The 20,353-nt window shown below is 68.7% G+C and carries 1 protein-coding gene; it reads right to left on the reverse strand.

Annotated elements, in window-relative coordinates:
• On the reverse strand, window positions 1-20,348 hold a 20,348-nt coding region (locus AWC14_RS13595; RefSeq protein ID WP_142281688.1), incomplete at its 3' end, for a non-ribosomal peptide synthase/polyketide synthase.
• Window positions 20,349-20,353: the final 5 nt, after the last annotated feature.

Here is a 20,353-nt window from a genome sequence, read left to right on the forward strand (position 1 = left end):
ACGTCGAACGCCAGCGAGTGAGCGTGCGACCACACCCCCGACACCGGCAGACCCGCATCCAGGGAGCCCAACAACTGGGTGACGTTGCGGTGGCTGATCGCCACCCCCTTAGGCACACCGGTGGTACCCGAGGTGTAAATCAGGTAAGCGATGTCATCTGGCGCTGGCGCCGGCAGCGCTGTATTCGGTTGGGCGCCAATATCGTTGACGTCGACGACCGTCACGTCGAACCCGTCGAGCCGGTCGGCCAGATCGGCGGTGGTGACCACCACGGCCGGCGCGGCGTCGTCGAGCATGAAACCGATCCGGGCCGACGGCATCACCGGGTCCATCGGAAGATAAGCCGCGCCGCTCTTCAGCACGGCCAGGATCGCCACGACCGCCTCCACCGACCGCGACATCAGCAGCCCCACGCGCGCACCCGTGCCAACGCCCTGCCCAATCAGCAAGTGCGCCAACCGGTTCGACGCCTCGTCGAGCTCGCGGTAGGTGACCGAGCGGCCCAGGCAGCTGATCGCCACGGCGTCTGGCGCGCCGGCCACCTGCGCGGCGAACAACTCCGGAACCGACGCCTCGGTCGCGGGCTGGGAAAACACCTCCCGGTTACCCCAGCTGTTCAGCCGGGCGAGCTCGGCCTCGTCGACCAGATCCACCGACGACAACCGCCGGGCCGGATCGGCGGTCATCGCCGCCAACACACGCTCGAACCGCCAGATCAGGGCCTCGATGCTGGCCGCATCGAACACGTCGGTACGAAATTCGACCGCCCCACCGATACCGGCCGGCTCACCGGTGTCCGTCCAGCGTTCGGCCAGCGAAAATGTCAGATCCATCCGCGCGGTGTCGGCGTTCGTCGGCAACGGGGTGACCTCCAGGTCACCCAGCGCCAGCCGGGCGTCGGCGCCACCGGCGTGCCAGGGCAGGTTCTGCCAGGCCAACGACACCTGGACCAGCGGGTGATGGGTCAGGCTTCGGGTGGGGTTCAGTCGCTCGACGAGCGCTTCGAAGGGCACGTCTTGATGCTCGTAGGCGGCCAGACTGCGCCGTCTCACCCGGGCCAGCAACTCGGCCACGGTCGGATCACCGGTCAGATCGACACGCAGCACCAACGTGTTGACGAAAAAGCCCACCAGCTCGTCGAGCGCCGCGTCGCGCCGCCCGGCGATCGGGAACCCGACGGCAACGTCGCCGGTGGCGCAGATCTTCGACAGCAGCGCCGCAAAGGCGGCCTGGATGACCATGAAGCTGGTGGCGTTGTGCTCACGGGCCACCGCCCGCACCCGCTGCTGCAGTTCCGCGGGCCAGTCCACCACCGCGATCGCGCCGCGCTGATCGGCAACCGGCGGGTAGGGCCGATCGGTGGGCAGCTGTAGGCGCTCGGGGAGCCCGGCCAGGGTGTCCTCCCAGTACGCCAGCTGCGCGGCCAGCGGGCCGTCATTGTCGTCGAGATCACCGAACTGCGCGCGCTGCCACAGCGTGTAGTCGGCATACTGCACGGGCAACGGCGCCCACCCGGGCGCTCGCCCCGCCCGTCGGCTGGCGTAGGCCACGCCCAGGTCGCGCACCAGCGGAGTGATCGACCAGCCGTCGGCGGCGATGTGGTGCGCGACGGCCACCAGCACGTGCTCATGGTCGGTGATGCGGAAAAGCCTTGCCTGGAACGGGATCTCGGATGCCAGATCAAACGGGTGACGCGCCGCGGCTTCGATGGCCTCGCTCAATCGGTCCGCCGGCCAGCCGCTGGCATCGACGACCTGCCAGTTCAAGTCGACCTGCTCGGCGGGCACCACCAGCTGCTGAGGTATCCCATCGGGCGCCGCGAACCGGGTGCGCAGGCTTTCGTGGCGGGCCACCACATCGGCGAGCGCCGCGCCGAATGCATCGGCATCCAGCGGCCCGCGCAGCCGCAGGGCCGCCGACATGTTGTAAACCGGTGAGGGCCCGTGCAATTGGTCGAGGAACCACAACCGGCTCTGGGCGTACGACAACGGAATCACCGCCGGGCGCTCGACCGCCACCAACGGCTCGAGCCGGCCCTCGTCGCCACCGATCCGCAGCGCCAATTCGGCAACCGTCGGGGCCTCGAACACCGCGCGCACCGACAGGCGGACGTTCAGGCTGGAGTTGATCGTCGCGACCATCCGCATCGCCGACAGCGAATCCCCGCCCAGGTCGAAGAACGACTGGTCCACGCCGACGTGCTCGACGCCCAGGACACGGCCGTAAATGCTCGCCAGGATCTCCTCGACGGCGTTGGTCGGGGCGCGGTGACGGTCGGTGTCCCCATACTCCGGTGCCGGCAGGGCGCGGGTGTCGAGCTTGCCGTTGACGGTCCGCGGCAGCTGCTCCAGCGCTACCACCGCGGCGGGGACCATGTACTCGGGCAACCGGTCGGCCAGCTGGCCGCGGATCGCGCTCGGGTCTGCCGTCCCGGTGACATATCCCACCAGGCGCTTGTCGCCCGGCCGGTCTTCGCGGGCGATCACCGCGGCCTGCTCCACGCCTTCCAGCGCGGCCAGGGCCGCCCGGACTTCGCCCAATTCGATTCGGTACCCGCGGATCTTGACCTGCTCGTCGGCCCGGCCCAGGTAATCCAGCTGACCGTCGGCGCGCCAGCGCACCATGTCCCCGGTGCGGTACATCCGGGTGCCGGCCGCGCCGAACGGGCAGGCCACGAACCGCGACGCGGTCAAGGCCGTTCGATTCAGGTAGCCGCAAGCCACGCCGCGGCCGGCGACGTACAACTCGCCGACCACACCAGCCGGCACCGGCCGCAACCAGCCGTCGAGGACGAACAACGCCGCCCCGGGCACGGGCGAGCCGATCGGCGGCGTACCCGATCCCGGTGTCAAGGGTGCCGTGACCGTCACGTCCACCGTGGTCTCGGTGGGGCCGTAGGCATTGATCATCACCCGCCCGGGTGCCCAGCGGTCGACCAGCTCGGCCGGGCAGGCCTCCCCGCCGACCACCAAGGTCGCCGATCCCAGGCCGTCGGGCGACAGCACCGCCACCGCAGACGGGGTTTGACTGACCACGCCGACCTGTTCGGCGAGCAGCAAGGCGTGGAAGTCTTCCGCTGAACGCGTCGCCGACTCGGGCACCACGACCAGCCGCCCGCCGTGCAGCAGCGCGCCCCAGATCTCCCGGACCGAGGCGTCGAAAACGTAGGAGTGCCACTGCGTCGACACCTTCGCCGGTCCCGGCGCCGTCATGCTCGCATCCAGCGCCGCCATCAGCTGAGTGACGTTGTGATGGGTAACCGCAACGCCTTTGGGCACACCGGTGGTGCCCGAGGTGTAGATGACGTAAGCGATGTCGTCGGGGGCCGGCGCCGGCGGAGCCGCGGTCGGATACGTCAGGATTCGGGCGTTGTCGATGTCGATGACCGCCACGTCTGCCCCGTCAAGTCGCCCGGCCAGCTCGGCGGTGGTCACCGCGGCGATCGGCGCCGCGTCGCCGAGCATGAACCCGATCCGCGCCGCCGGCAGCGCCGGGTCGATCGGCAGGTACGCCGCCCCGGTCTTGAACACCGCCAGCATCGCCACGATCGCCTCGGCCGACCGCGAAAACAGAAGCGCCACACACTGGCCCGGGCCCGCACCCTGCTCGGCCAGCGCATGCGCCAACCGGTTCGCGGCCTCGTCGAGCTCGCGGTAGGTCATCGAACTGCCTTCGCAGCACAGCGCCACCGCATCCGGGGTGCGCGCCACCTGCGCGGCAAACAGCTCAGGAACCGACGCCGCGGTCGAGGGCCGCGTCAACACCGCCCGGTTACCCCAGCCGTCCAGCCGGGCGTGCTCGTCGGCGTCGAGCAGATCCACCAACGACAGTGCCCGCGTGGGGTTCTCGGTCATGGCCACCAGCACCCGCTGCAACCGGCCGAGCAGCGCCTCGATGCTGTCCGCGTCGAACACGTCGGTGTCGAATTGGACGCGAAGCCCGAGTTCGCGGCCCGGCATGGCCCGGATCGCGATCGGGTAGTGGTTGTAGTCGCGGCTGGTGATCTCGGTGACGGCCAGTTCGTAGTCCCCCGACAGCGCGGCGGCGTCCAGGGGATAGTTTTCGTAACCCAGCAGCGTGTCGAACATTTGCTCCTGGCCGGTGACACGGTGGATCTCGCTGAGCGCCAGGTGCTGGTGGTCGAGTGTGTCGTTGTGGGCGCGTTGCAGTTGGTCCAGCAGCTCTGCGGCGCTGGTTGTCGCGGTGATGCGGGCCCGCACCGGCACCGTGTTGATGAACAGGCCCACCATCGATTCCGCACCGGGGACGTCAGCCGGCCGGCCCGAGACCGTGGTGCCGAAGGCGACGTCCTGCTGGCCGGTCAACGAGCACAGCAGTTGCGCCCACGCGGCCTGCAGCACCACGTTGACGGTGGTGTGGCAGGACCGCGCCAGCTCGCTGACCGCTTGCGTGGTGCCCTCGGCGATCTGGAACGACTTGACGCCCCGGGTGCCCAGCTCCAACCGCTGCGCGGGCCCGACCAGTGTGGGGCTGTCGAAGCCGGCGAAGACCTCGCGCCAGGCAGAGCGGGCGGCCTCGGCGTCTCGGTCGGCCAGCCAAGTAAGAAAGCTGCGATACGGCGCGGGTGCGGGCAGCGGCTGCCCGTAATAACAGGCGAACATTTCCCGCAACAGGATCTGTATCGACCAGCCGTCGAGCACGATGTGGTGATTGGTCAGCACGAACCGGTGCTGACCGGGTGCGGTGCGGACCAGCACCGCCCGGAACACCGGCTCGTCGTCCAGTTCGCAGACCGCGGCGCGCTCGGCCGCGCGCAGCCGCTGCATCTGGTCCTCGACGTCGGCGCCGTCCAGCTCGACGTAGCGCCACGGCGCGACGGGATTCGCGGGGATGACCTGCACCGGCTCGTCGAACTCGTCGCAGAATCGGGCCACCAGGTTGGGGTGCCGGCTGACCACCGTTTGCAGCGCGTCGCGCAGCCGGTGCGGGTCGAGCGGGCCGACGACGGTGAAATCCAGCTGCAGCGCGTACACGTCGTCGTCGTTGTGGTGCCCGGTGTTCGCGTGGAAGAGCAGACCGTGCTGCACCGGGGTCAGCGGCAATAGGTCGGCGACGTCGTGTTGGCGCTGCAGCAGGTCGATCTGCTGCTGGGTCAACGGCGCCGGTGCGACGTCCGACGGTGTCAGCCCGCCGCCGCCGGCTCGTACGTGGGCGCAAATGCCGGCCAGGGCCTCCAGCCAGAGACGGCTCAGTTCGCCGATCGCTTCGTGGTCGAGAGCCGAAGGCGCCCACCGCCAATCGGCGTGCAGCCGGGCGCCGCCACCGGTATCGAGCGTGCCGGCGTTGACCTCCACGGTGTGGGCCAGCGGCATCGGTATCGCCGCACTGGCGCCGATGGACGACAACGCGTCCTCGCAGGGTCGCCAGCCCTCGCCGATCGCGTCGCCGGCCGAGCCCAGGCGGCCCAGGTAGTTGAACCCGATCGGCGGATCCGACCCGTCGAGGTCGACGTCGTCGTTCAGGTAGCGGAGCACGCCGTAGGACAACGGGTGCGGCAGGGCGCGAAGCTGCTCTTTGGCGTCCTTGATCAGCGCCCCGAGGGCCGTCTCGCCGACCGCGATCTGGGCCCAGGACAGCCCGCCGACCGTCAGCGACACCGGGTATTTGGTGGTGAACCACCCCACGGTGCGCGACAGGTCGACGTCGGGGCCGAGCTCGTCGTGACGCCCGTGGCCTTCCACGTCGATGCCGATCGGCGCGCTGCCGTTGCCGACGAACTCCGCGACCGCCAAAGCCAGTGCGATCAAAAGGATTTCGTGCACCCCGGCGTGAAACGCCACGGATACCTCGTCGAGCAGCGTCTGGGTGGTTTCGGCGTCGACCGACAGCGACAAATGTCCGGCGGTCTCATAGGTATCGATGTCTGGTCTGACCGCGGGCAGCGCGGTCGAGGCCGCCGCGACCTGCTTCCAGACGTCGGCCTGCTCCACCACGTCGGGCCGGTGTGCGTACTCGGTGAGCAGCGATGCCCAGCGGGCAAACGAGGTTCCCCAGGCCGGCAGCGCCACCGGCTGCCCGCCGCGGTGCTGGGCCCACGCGATGTTGAGGTCCTCCAACACAATTCGCCACGACACCGCGTCGATGGCCAGGTGGTGGACGATCAACGCGAGCTGGCTGGTCGAGCTCACCCACAGCGCGCGCAGCATCACCCCGCCGGCCGGGTTCAGCCGCGAGCACGCCTCGACGAGCGCCTCGTCGGAGAACACGTCCACGGTGTGCAGGCAATCGCGCGAAGTAACCGACCCCGGTTCGGGCACGGTCAAGGACCCGTCGTCGACAACCCGCGCGCGCAGCATGGCGTGCCGATCCAGCAACGCCTGCACCAGCACGACGACGTCGGCTTCGGTGGCCCCCACCGGGGCCTGGATCAGCATCGTCTGGTTGAACTGATCGATCGGGCCGTCAATGCTGTTCAGCCAGCGCATGATTGGGGTTGCAGTGACCTCGCCGACTCCGTCGTCGACCGGACCGCTCTCGCCGTCAGCTGTGCCGACCACGCGGGCCAGCCGGGCCACGGTCTGCTCGACGAAAACGTCGCGCGGCCGGCATATCAAGCCCGCGGCGCGTGCCCGCGCCGCCACTTGCATCGATGAAATGCTGTCCCCGCCAAGGTCGAAGAAGGGGTCGTCGACGCCGACCCGCTCGAGGCCGAGCACCTGGGCGTAGATGCCGGCCAACACTTCCTCGACCGCGTTGACCGGAGCGCGATACCGGCCCGCGCTGTATTCGGGTGCCGGCAGAGCGCGGGTGTCGAGTTTGCCGTTGGCCGTCAACGGCATTGCGTCCAATGCGACCACCGCGGCCGGAACCATGTAGGCCGGCAAGCGTTCCCCCAACTGTGCGCGAAGCTCGACCGGATCTGCGGTGCCGGTGATATAGCCAACCAGGCGCCGATCGCCGGGGCGGTCCTCGCGGGCGACCACCGCCGCCTGCTCGACGCCGTCCAGTTTGGCCAGCGCGGCCTGGACTTCGCCGAGTTCGATGCGATACCCGCGGATCTTGACCTGCTCGTCGGCGCGGCCCAGGTAGTCCAGCTGCCCGTCGTCGCGCCAGCGCACCAAGTCCCCGGTGCGATACATCCGCGTGCCGGCCACCCCGAACGGGCAGGCCACGAAACGAGATGCCGTCAGCCCTGGCCGGCGCACGTAGCCGGCTGCCACTCCGGCGCCGCCGACATACAACTCGCCGACCACCCCGGCCGCCACCGGGCGCAACCAGGCGTCGAGCACGAACAACGCTGCGCCCGCCACGGGCGACCCGATCGGCGGCACACCGGAGCCCGGTGTCACCGGCGCGCTGATCGCCACACACATCGTGGTCTCGGTCGGACCGTAGGCATTGACCATCACCCGCCCCGGCGCCCAGCGATCCACCACCTCGGCCGGGCAGGCCTCCCCGACCGTCACCAGCGCCACGGAGTCCAGCGCCTCGGGTGAAAGCACCCGTACGGCCGACGGGGTCTGGGTCAGGACATCGACGCGTTCACCACTCACCAAGGCGCACAGTTCATCTGGCGAGCCGACCACCGCGTCGGGCACCACTACCACACGCCCGCCGCGCAGCAGCGCGCCGAAGATCTCCCACACCGATACGTCGAATGCCAGGGAGTGAGCGTGCGACCACACGCCTGCCGCCGGGAGCCCCGCATCCAACGACGCCAGCAGCTGAGTGACGTTGCGGTGGGTGATGGCAACGCCTTTGGGCACCCCGGTAGTGCCCGAGGTGTAGATCAGGTACGCGACGGAGTCGGGGGCGGGCACCGGCAACGCGGTGCTCGGCTGGGCGCCGACACCCGAATCGTCGACGTCGACGACCGCCACATCGAACCCGTGCAGCCGCTCGGCCAGCTCCGCGGTGGTGATCACCGCCGCCGGCGCGGCGTCATCGATCATGAAGCCGATCCGGGTCCGTGGATGCTCGGGGTCGATCGGTAGATATGCCGCCCCGGTCTTGAGCGCCGCCACGATCGCCACGACCGCCTCGACCGACCGCGACAACAGCAGACCCACGCACGCGCCCGGGGCGGCACCGTGGGCAATCATCAAGTGTGCCAACCGATTAGCCGCCTCGTCGAGCTCGCGGTAGGTCATCGTGCGGCCTTGGCAGGTGATCGCTACCGCTTCGGGATCACGGGTCACCTGTTCGGCGAACAACTCGGGAACCGACGTTCCGGTCGCCGGCCGGGCCAACACCGCCCGGTTGCCCCAGCCGTCCACGAGCGCGCGCTCACCGTCGTCGAGCAGATCCAGCGACGACAGCCTGCGCCCGGGGTCCGCGGCCATGGCGGTCAAGACCCGCTGCAACCGGCCGGCCAGCGCCTCGATGCTCTGCGCGTCGAACACGTCGGTGTCGTATTCCAGCCGGAAGTTCAGTTCGCGGCCCGGCAGGGCTTGCATCGTCAGCGGGTAGTGGTTGTATTCGCGGCTCTCGAAGCCGGTGACGGACAACTCGTGCTCGCCGGCCAACGCGCCGGTGTCGATCGGGTAGTTCTCGTAGGCGTAAATGGTGTCGAACAGTTGGTCGTGGCCGGTGATGCGGTGAATCTCGTTGAGCGCCAAGTGCTGATGCTCGAGGGTGTGGTTGTGGGCGTGTTGCAGCTGGTCGAGTAGCTCGGCGGTGGTGGTCGAGGCCGTGATGCGCGCCCGCACCGGCACGGTGTTGATGAACAGGCCGACCATCGAGTCTGCGCCGGCCAGCTCGGTCGGCCGGCCCGAGACAGTGGTGCCGAAGGCAATGTCGTGCTGGCCGGTCAGCCACATCAGCAGCTGCGCCCAGGCGGCCTGCAGCACGACGTTGACGGTGGTGTGGCAGGACCGAGCCAGCTCGTTGACCGCCCCAGTGGTCTCCGCGGGAGCGGTGAACGACGTGACCCCCCGCGCGCCCAGCCCCATCTTGTGCGCCGGGCCCACCAGGGTTGGGGTGTCAAAGCCGGCGAGCACGTCGCTCCACGCGGCGCGCGCGACGTCGACGTCGCGATCGGCCAGCCAGGTGAGGAAGCTGCGATAGGACCCGGCCGCAGGCAGTCGCTGCCCGCTGAAGCCGGCGAAAATCTCTCGCAGCAGCACGGGCAGTGACCAGCCGTCGGAGACGATGTGGTGATTGGTCAGCACAAATCGGTGCTGATCTTTCGCGACGCGGATCAACGCCGCCCGGAAGGCCGGCTGACCGCTCAGATCGCAGACCTCGGCGCGCTCGGCGGCGCACAGCGCCTGGACCTGGTCCTCGACGTCGACACCGTCCAGCTCGACGTAACGCCAAGGCGCGACGGGATCGGCGGGGATGATCTGCACCGGCTCGTCGAACTGGTCGCAGAATCGGGCCACCAGGTTGGGGTGCCGGTTGACCACGGTTTGCACCGCGGCGCGCAGGCGATGAGGGTCGAGCGGGCCGCTCAACGTGATCGCCAGCTGTAGTGCGTACACGTCGTCGCTGCCTTGGGTGGTGCCGGCGAGGAACAGCAGGCCCTGTTGCAGCGGGGTCAGCGGCAACACGTCGGCGATTTGGTACTGCCGCGCCAGTTCGTCGATCTGGGGCTGAGTCAACCGCGCGGGCGCGATGTCCGACGGCGTCAACCCGCCCCCGCCGCTGCGCACGTGCGCGCAGATACCGGCCAGCGCGTCGAACCACAGCCTGCTCAGCCGGTCGACCTGGGTGTGATCCAGCGCCGACGGCGCCCACCTCCAGTCGGCGTGCAGTTGCGGGCCGGTGCCGGTGTCGACGGTGCCGGCGTTGACCGCCACCGTGTGCACCAGCGGCATGGGAACAGCCGCGGCAACGCCGGTCAGGCCCCATCCGTCCGGGGAGATCCGCCACAGGTCGTCGAAGCCGTCACCCGTCGCGGCGCCCAGCCGCCCCAGATAGTTGAACCCGAGCAGCGGATCCGACCCACCCAGGTCGATATCGGGATTCAGGTAGCGCAGCAGACCGTAGGTCAACGGGTGCGGCACGGCTCGCAGTTGCTCTTTGGCGTCCTTGATCAGCCCGCCCAGCTCGGCCTGGCCGGCGGTCACCTGCTCCCAGTCCAGCCGGCCGATCCTCAGCGACACCGGGTATTTGGTGGTGAACCAGCCGACGGTCCGGGACAAGTCGATGTCGGCGCTCAGCTCCTCGTGACGGCCGTGACCCTCCACGTCGATGCCGATCGGGGCGCCGTCGTTGCCGGCAAACTCTGCCGCGGCCAAAGCCAATGCGATCAACAGGATTTCGTGCACCCCGGCGTGAAACGCTGCCGACGCCTCCCCGAGCAACATCGCGGTGGTCTCGGGATCCAGCGACACCGACAGGAGCCCAGCGCTTTCCAGCGTGTCCACGTCCGGGCGCACCGGCGGCAACGTGGCCGGGGTCGCCGCCACCTGCTTCCAGGCGTCGGCTTGTGCCACCACGTCGGGGCGGTGCGCGTACTCGTTGAGCAGCGATGCCCAGCGAACAAATGAGGTCCCCCAGGGCGGCAACACAACCGGCTGCCCGCCGCGGTGCTGGGCCCACGCCGTGTTGAGGTCCTCCAACAGCACGCGCCAGGACACCGCGTCGACCGCGAGATGATGGATGATCAGCGCCAGCTGGCCGCTGTCGGCCGCCCAGAGCGCGCTGAGCATCATCCCGTCGGCAGGGTTCAACCGGGACCGCGACTTGACCACTGCCTCGTCGGACAACGCATCCACCGATTGCAGGCAGTCGCGTGCATCGACCGAACCCGGCTCGGGCACGGTCAGCGACCAGTCGTCCGCGCTGTCGTCGACGCGTGCGCGCAGCATGGCGTGCCGATCCAGCAAGGCCTGCAACAACACCACGACGTCGGCCTCGGTGACGCCCGCCGGGGCCTGCACCAGCATCGTCTGGTTGAACTGATCCACCGGGCCGTCAATGCTGTTGAGCCAGCGCATGATTGGCGTCGGGGTCACCGGCCCGATGCCCTCGTCGACCGCGTCTGCCTCCCCGTCGGCCGCGGTGGCCACTCGGGCCAGCCGGGCCACGGTCTGTTCGACGAACACGTCGCGCGGCCGGCACATCAGGCCCGCGGCGCGGGCGCGTGCCACCACCTGCATCGCCAAAATGCTGTCGCCGCCGGCGTCGAAGAAGGAGTCGTCGACGCCGACGCGCTCGAGGCCCAGCACCTGCGCGTAGATGCCGGCCAGGATTTCCTCGACCGCGCTGCTCGGAGCGCGGTAACGCTCGACATCGGTGTATTCGGGCGCGGGCAGCGCGCGTGCGTCGAGTTTGCCGTTGACGGTCAGCGGCAACGCCTCCAAGGCCACCACCGCGGCCGGAACCATGTAGGCCGGTAGCCGCTCGGCCAGCGCGGCGCGGACGTCGACGGGGTCTGCCGTGCCGGTGACATAACCGACCAGCCGCTTGTCACCGAGGCGGTCCTCGCGGGCGATCACCGCCGCCTGCTCGACCCCGTCCAGGCCGAGCAGGGCCGCCTGGATTTCGCCGAGCTCGATGCGATACCCGCGGATCTTGACCTGCTGGTCGGCGCGACCCACGTAGTCCAGCTGCCCGTCGGCGCGCCAGCGCACCAGATCGCCGGTGCGGTACATCCGTTGACCCGCGCCGCCGAACGGGCACGCCACGAACCGCGACCCGGTCAACCCGGCCCGCCGCCAATAGCCACACGCCACGCCGCGACCGGCCACGTACAACTCGCCGACCACACCGGTGGGCACCGGGCGCAACCAGGCGTCGAGCACGAACAGCGCCGCGCCCGCCACCGGCGAGCCGATCGGCGGCATCCCCGACCCCGGCGCCAACGGCGCGCTCCGGGATGCGCACACCGTGGTCTCGGTCGGGCCGTAGGCGTTGACCATCACCCGCCCGGGCGCCCAGCGGTCCACCACCTCGGCGGGGCTGGGCTCACCGCCCACAATCAACGCCATGGAATCCAGGCCCTGCGGGGACAGCATCGCGACCGCAGACGCGGTTTGGCTCAACACGGTGACCTGTTCGGCGACCAGCAGGTCGTGGAAGTCCTCCGGCGACCGCGTCACTGCTTCGGGCACCACCACCAGCCGCCCGCCGTGCAGCAGCGAGCCCCAGATCTCTTCGACCGAGGGGTCGAAGGCATAGGAATGGCACTGCGCCCACACCCGCGCCGGCCCCGCCGGCAGCGGCGGCTCCGACCACTCCAGCAGCTGGGTGACATTGTGGTGGGTGACCGCCACGCCCTTGGGCACCCCGGTGGTGCCGGAGGTGTAGATGATGTAGGCGATGTCGTCCGGCCCCGGAGCCGGTAACGCGCTGGCGGGTTGGGCCTCGGCAGCGGGATCGTCGAGGTCGACGACGAGCACGTCGTGTCCCTCCAGCCGCCCGGCCAGATCGGCGGTGGTGATCACCGCCGCCGGCGCGGCGTCGCTGAGCATGAACCCGATCCGAGCCCGTGGGTGCGCCGGGTCGATGGGAAGGTAGGCCGCACCGGTCTTCAGCACCGCCAGGATCGCGACGACGGCCCGGGCCGACCGTTCCACCAGCAACCCCACCACGCGTCCGGGACCGACTCCATTGCCGGCCAACAGGTGCGCGAAACGGTTCGCCGACTCCTCGACCTCGCGGTAGGTCACCGAGTGGCCGCCGCAGCTGATGGCCACTGCTTCCGGGGTCCGGGCCGTCTGGGCGGCGAATAAAACCGGGATCGACGCAGGCGGCGACGTGACCGCACTCAACACCGCCCGGTGGCCAAGCTCGTCCAACCGGGCATGCTCGGGCTCGTCGAGCAGGTCCACCGAAGCCAACTGTTGCGTGGCATCGGCGGTCATTGCCACCAGGACCCGCTCCAAGCGGTCGATCAGCGTTTCGATGGTTTCGGCGTCGAACACGTCGGTGCGAAACTCCACCGCCCCACCGATCCCGGCGGGCTCACCGGCCTCGGTGAAACGCTCCCCGACCGAAAACGCCAAATCGATCCGGGCGCTGTGGGTGTCCACGGGCATCGGCGTGACGTCAAGGCTGTCCAGCACCAACCCTGACGCCGGGTCCGTGTGCCCGGCGAAGTTCTGCCAGGCCACCATCACCTGAATCAGGGGATGGTGTGCCAGCGACCGGGACGGGTTGAGCCGCTCCACCAGCAATTCGAAAGGCACGTCTTGGTGTTCGTACGCCTCCAAACTGCGGGCCCGAACCTGACCCAGTAGTTCGGTGAAGGTGGCGTCACTCGGGAGCTGTACCCGAAGCACCAAAGTGTTGACGAAAAACCCCACCAAGTCGTCAAGGGCGGGATCGTCACGGCCGGCGACCGCGAAGCCCACGGCCACGTCGCTGCTGGCGCTGAGCCGGGCCAGCAGTACCGCCAGCGCGGCCTGGATCACCATGAAGCTGGTCGCATTGTGCTCGCGAGCCAGTCGGGCCACCCGCTGCTGGAGCTCCGTTGGCCAATCCACCTCGACGCTGGCGCCGCGCTGATCGGCGACCGGCGGGTAGGGCCGGTCGGTGGGCAGCTCAAGGAGCTCGGGCATCCCGGCAAGGGCCCGCTCCCAGTAGGCCAGCTGGGCGGCGATGGGGCTGTCCGGATCCTGCAGTTCGCCAAGGTGTGCACGCTGCCACAGCGTGTAGTCGACGTATTGCACGGACAACTCGGCCCAGCCGGGGGGCTGGCCCGCGCAGCGGCTGGCGTATGCCATCCCCAGATCGGCAGCCAGCGGCTTCAGCGACGAGCCGTCGGCGGCGATGTGTTGCACCAAGATTAGCAGCACATGCTCTTCGTCGGCGATGCGGAAAAGCCTTGCCCGCAAAGGGATCTCGGTTTCCAGGTCAAACGTGAGGCATGCCGCTGCGTTGATGGCGTCGTCCAGCTCGCTCGCCGACCAGCCGGCCGCATCGACGACCTGCCACCCGAAATCGGCGTCGTCACAAGGGATCACCACTTGCCGGGGTGTGCCGTCGACCGCCGGGAACAACGTGCGCAGGCTTTCGTGGCGGCCCACCACGTCGGCCAGCGCAGCAGCCAGCGCGTCGGCATCCAGCCGACCACGCAGGCGCAGCCCCGCGGCCATGTTGTAGATCGGCGAGGGTCCTTGCAATTGGTCGATGAACCACAACCGCTGCTGCGCATACGACAACGGAATCACCGCGGGCCGCTCAGCCGGCACCAACCGCGGCCGGCCCGCGCCGACTTCAATGCGCGACGCCAGCCGGGCGACCGTGGGCGCTTCGAACACCGCACGCACCGCCAAGTCGGCGTCCAGACTGGTGTTGATCGCCGCAATCAGGCGCATCGCCGACAGTGAATCCCCACCCAGGTCGAAAAACGAGTCGTCGACCCCGACCCGCTCCACACCCAGCACGTCGGCGCAGATACCGGCCACGATCTCCTCGACCGGGGTGCCCGGCGCGCGATATCCGGCCGCGGTGTATTCGGGTGCCGGCAAGGCACGAGTGTCCACTTTGCCGTTGACCGTCAGCGGCAGCTCCTCCAACACCACCACCGCCGCCGGGATCATGTATGCCGGTAGCCGCTCGGCCAACGCGGCGCGGACCTCGGACGGGTCTGCGGTGCCCGTGACGTAGCCGACCAGGCGTTTGTCACCGGGACGGTCCTCGCGGGCGATCACCACCGCCTGCTCCACGCCGTCCAAACCGCTTAACGCCGACTGGATTTCACCGAGCTCGATGCGATACCCGCGAATCTTGACCTGCTCGTCGGCGCGATCCAGGTAGTCCAGCTGACCGTCGCTGCGCCAGCGCACCAGATCGCCGGTGCGATACATACGTGTTCCCGGCGCTCCCGCGCCTCCGAACGGGCAGGCCACAAAGCGCGACGCCGTCAAACCGGCTCGGCGCCAATACCCAAGGGCCACCCTGGCACCGGCCACATAGAGCTCACCCACGACACCAGCGGGCACCGGGTGCAACCAACGATCCAGCACGAACAATGCCGCGCCCCTCACCGGCGACCCGATCGGCGGCGACCCCGACCCTGGCGTCAACGGCGCACTCGCGGCGACATACACCGTGGTCTCGGTGGGACCGTAGCCGTTGACCATCACCCGCCCGGGCGCCCACCGGTCCACCACCTCGGCCGGACACGGCTCACCGCCCACGATCAACGCCGTCGAATCCAGTCCCTGCGGTGACAACATCGCTGCGGCAGAAGGTGTTTGCCCTAAGACGGTGACATGTTCCGCAACCAGGACATCGTGCAAATCGGCCGGGGAACGCGTCACGGAGTCGGGTATCACCACCAGCCGCCCGCCGTGTAACAACGCGCCGCAGATCTCCAACACCGAGAAGTCGAAGGCATGCGAAAAACACTGGCTCCACACCTGACCCGGCCCGGGGGTTATGCCCAAGTCGGCAGAGGGAAAAAGTTGATTCACGTTGTGATGGGTGATCGCCACGCCCTTGGGCACCCCGGTGGTGCCCGAGGTGTAGATGACGTAAGCGATATCGTCCGGCGCCGGCGCTGGTAGCGCGCTGCAAGGTTGGGCGTCGATTTCCGGGTCGTCGATATCGACGGTGGCCACGTCATGCTCCGCTACCCGCTCGGCCAGCTCGGCGGTGGTGATCACCGCCACCGGCGCGGCGTCGGCGAGCACGAACTCGATTCGCGCCTGCGGATGTTCCGGGTCGATCGACAGGTATGCCGCCCCGGTCTTGAGTACCGCCAGCATCGACACGATCGCCTCGGCCGAACGAGGCAAAAGCATCGCCACACACGCGCCTGGACGTGCACCGTGGCCAATCAGCAAGTGCGCCAACCGGTTAGCCGCTTCGTCAAGCTCGCGGTAGGACAGTGAACGACCGTCGCAGGTCAGCGCCACCGCTTCCGGCGTCCGATCCACCTGCGCGGCGAACAACCCAGGAACCGAGGCTGTGGTCACCGGTCGGGTCAACGCCGCCCGGTTGCTCCACTCCTCCAAGCGGACGTGCTCAGGGTCGTCGAGAAGATCCACCGACGACAGCCGTCGCGCCGGGTCCGCGGTCATCGCGGTCAACACCCGCTCGAACCGCCCGATAAGGCCCTCAATGGTGTCGGCATCGAACACGTCAGTGCGAAACTCGACGTCTCCGCCGATTCCCGCGGGCTCTCCAGTGTCGGTCCAGCGTTCGGCCAGCGAGAATGTCACGTCCATGCGGGCGGTGCGGATGTCCACCGGCAGCCGGGTTGCTTCCAGATCACCCAACGCCAACCCGCCGGTGGGTTCGTTGGCGTGCCCGGGGAAGTTCTGCCAGGCCAGCACCACCTGTACCAGCGGGTGATGTGCCAGGCTTCGAACGGGATTGAGCCGCTCCACCAGGAGCTCGAAGGGGACGTCCTGGTGCTCGTAGCCGGCCAGGTTGCGCTGTCGCACCTGAGCCAGCAGCTCAGCCACGCTGGGATCACCAGTCAGGTCGACCCGCAATATCAGCGTGTTGACGAAGAACCCCACCAGATCGTCCAGTGCGGGGTCGCGGCGTCCGGCGATCGGAAAGCCAACGGCCACATCCGAACTCGCGCTGAGTTTCGATAGCAGCACAGCCAGGGCAGCCTGCAGCACCATGAAGCTGCTTGCGTTGTGCTCGCGGGCTACCCGGGCAATCTGTTGCTGCAACTCGGCCGGCCAGTTCACCGATAAGGTGGCACCGCGCTGATCGGCAACCGCCGGGTACGGCCGATCGGTGGGCAGCTGCAGCCGCTCGGGCATGCCGGCCAGAGTTTCCTCCCAGTAGGCCAGCTGCGCGGCCAGCGGGCTGTCGCCGTCTGCCAGGTCACCGAGGATCTTTCGCTGCCACAGCGTGTAGTCGACGTACTGGACCGGCAACTCGGCCCACTGCGGAGCCTGCCCGGCGCACCGGCTGGCGTAGGCCGCGCCCAGGTCCCGCACCAGCGGGGTGATCGACCAGCCGTCGGCGGCGATGTGGTGCGCCACGGCCACCAGCACGTGTTCGTCGTCGCTGACACGGAAAAGCCTTGCCTGCAACGGGATTTCGTTGGCCAGATCGAACGTGTGGCGGGCCACGGCGCCAATGGACTCATCCAGCTGGCTTGTCGGCCAGCCGCTCGCGTCGATGATCTGCCAGTCCAGCTCGGCCCGCTCGGCGGGGACAACCACTTGCTGCGGCGTGCCGTCTGTCGCCGGGAACAGCGTGCGCAGGCTCTCGTGGCGGCCCACCACGTCGGCCATCGCCGCACTCAGCGCATCGACATCAAGTCGCCCGCGCAGCCGCAACGCCGCTGCCATGTTGTAAACCGCTGAGGGGCCTTGCAGCTGGTTGATGAACCACAACCTGCTCTGCGCATACGACAACGGGATCACCGCGGGCCGCGGCGCGGCCGTCAGCCGCGGCAGCCGGGTCGCGCCCACCTCGATGCGCGACGCCAGCTGGGCAACCGTGGGCGTCTCGAACACGGTGCGCACCGCAAGGTCGGCTTGCAGGCTGCTGTTGACGGCGGCGACCATCCGCATCGCCGACAGTGAGTCCCCACCCAAGTCGAAGAACGAGTCGTCGACCCCGACCCGCTCGATACCCAGCACCCGGGCGTAGATGCCCACCAGAATTTCCTCGACCGGGTTGCCGGGCGCCCGGTATCCGCCGGCGGTGTACTCCGGTGCCGGCAGCGCCCGCTTGTCGAGTTTGCCGTTGACCGTCAGCGGCAGCTCCTCCAACACCACCACCGCGGCCGGCACCATGTAGGCCGGCAGCCGCTCGGCCAGCGCGGCTCGGAGCTCGCCCGGATCCGCCGTGCCGGTCACGTAACCCACCAGGCGCTTGTCGCCGGGGCGTTCCTCGCGGGCGATGACCGCCGCCTGTTCGACGCCGTCCAACCCGGTCAGAGCGGCTTGGACTTCACCGAGCTCGACGCGGTGCCCGCGGATCTTGACCTGCTCGTCGGCGCGCCCCACATACTGCAGCTGCCCGTCGGCGCGCCAATGCACCAGGTCCCCGGTGCGATACATCCGAGCCCCGGCTCCGCCGAACGGGCAGGCGACAAACCGCGACGCGGTCAGCCCGGCCCGCCGCACGTACCCATAGCTCACGCCCCGACCGGCCAGATACAACTCACCGACCACGCCGGCGGGCACTGGACGCAACCAGCCATCCAGCACGAACATCGCCGCCCCCGCCACCGGCGAACCAATCGGCGGCACTCCCGAGCCCAGGGCCAACGGCGCGGTCATCGCCGGATAGAACGTCTCGGTGGGGCCGTAGGCGTTGATCATCACCCGCCCGGGTGCCCACCGGTCCACCACTTCGGCCGGACACGCCTCACCCGCCACCACCAACGCCGTGGACTCCAGGCCTTGCGGCGACAGCACCGCGACAGCCGAGGGGGTCTGGCTCAGGACGTCGACGTGCTCGGCCACCAGCAAGTCATGAAAGTCGTCGGCTGCGCGCGCCACCGACTCGGGCACCACCACAAGCCGTCCGCCGCGCAGCAGCGCGCCGAAGATCTCCCACACCGACACGTCGAACGCCAGGGAATGCCATTGTGTCCACACGCCCGGCCGCGGCAGACCGGCATCCAGCGTCTCCAGCAGCTGGGTGGCGTTGTGGTGGGCCACCGCCACACCCTTGGGGACACCGGTGGTGCCCGAGGTGTAGATGACGTACGCGACGTTGTCCGGGTCCGGCTCGGGCAGCGCCGTTTCGGGTTGGTGCTGGACAGCGGGGTCCTCGACATCGATGACAGGCAGGCCGCACCCGGCCAGCCGGTCGGCAAGCTGCGCGTTGGTGACCGCCGCGATCGGCGCGGCGTCGGCAAGCATGAACTCGATCCGCGCCTGCGGGTGCGCCGGGTCGATGGGCATATAGGACGCGCCGGTCTTGAGCGCTGCGATGATCGCCACGACGGCCTCGGCCGAGCGACCCAACAGCAGCGCCACGCACTGCCCCGGGCCCGCTCCGTGCTCGGCAAGCAGGTGCGCCAGCCGGTTGGCGTCCTCCTCCAGCTCGCGGTAGGTCCACGAGCGATCGCCACACACCAGGGCCACCGCTGTCGGGGTCCGCCGCACCTGCGCGGCGAACAACGCCGGGATCGACACCTTGGTCGCCGGCTGGCTCAACACCGCCCGGTGAGCAATCCCGTCCAACTGGGCGATCTGTCGCTCGTCAAGCAGATTCACCGACGACAAACCTCGCCGCGGGTCGGCGGTCATCGCCACCAACACCCGCTCCAACTGCTCGGCTAAATCGCTGACGTCACAGTCGGGAAGCAACCGCCCGGCACCCGGCGTGCTGAGGAACAGCTGATCGCCCGAGCCGAAAAAGAACATCCCAAACTGGTCCGCGAGGCCGGCATGGGTGAGCGTGGCCCATGCCGGCGCGCCACCGAACTGCCCCATGCGTGTGGTCGGAATGAAGTTGACCACGACCCGATTCGACGGTTGCCCGGAGCCGCGACGCGTCTTGTTCTCGAGAACGTGCACCGGAAACCGCTGATGCTGCAGCGCTTCTTGCATCCGCGCGTGGACATGTGCACAAAAGTCGGCGACTGCAGACCCCGGCGCAGCTTTCAACACCAACGGTACGATCCCGGACACCATGCCGGGCACCGTCTTGGTTTCCGGCCGCACACGCCGGCTCACCGGGAAGTCGAGCACGACTTCGGAACCGTCGAGACTCCAGCCGCGCACCAAAAGGGCGCACGCGGCAGTAATCACCGACGGCCGATCTACCCCCAACGTTTGCGACAACTCGTCAACGGCGGCAACCACGGACGGATTCAATCGGACCGGTGGGGAAGATTCGCCCGGTTGACGCCCGTCTGCGCTCGCATCCGTAAACCGGTAATCCGCGACATTTTCCGGCGGAAGGTTTTCAGCCCAATAAGCCTCGTCATTCAGATAGTCGGCCGAGGCTTCGTATTCTGATTCGCAGTCAATCAGATCATTCAGCGACCCGAAAAAAGCCGGCGGAATCGACGTTCCGGAAGCGACGGCAGAATATACCGCTGCGAACCGATGGCAAATAAGCCCCAGACCGATTCCGTCGACAACGATGTGATGGCAGCACGCGAACAAATAAAACTCGTCGACCCGCGTCTGCAGCAAGGCAAACTTGAACAGCGGACCACTGAGCGGCATCGGCGTGCGCTGGATTGACGAGGCCACCCGATGGACTTCCGCCACCGGATCTTCCGACGCTGTGAGGTCGTAGCGGGCAAGCTCGACGTCCGGGTCGTCGACCAACTTTTGGAAGACCTGGCCGTCGACCTGGAAAAAGGCAGCTCTAAGCGGTTCGGCCTCGCGCACGGTTCGGCGGATCGCCCACTCGAGCAAGTCAGGATCGATCGCGCCCTCGACGCGGCCCAATAAGCCGAGCTGCCACCCCGTACTGGACTGACCCGTTTCCTGCGCGAGCCAGATATCCAGTTGTTCCCGCGTCAGCGGGAAGACGCGGTCACCATGTTCCATCGCAC

This window comes from Mycobacterium kyorinense (assembly GCF_002101735.1).
Classification (GTDB): domain Bacteria; phylum Actinomycetota; class Actinomycetes; order Mycobacteriales; family Mycobacteriaceae; genus Mycobacterium; species Mycobacterium kyorinense.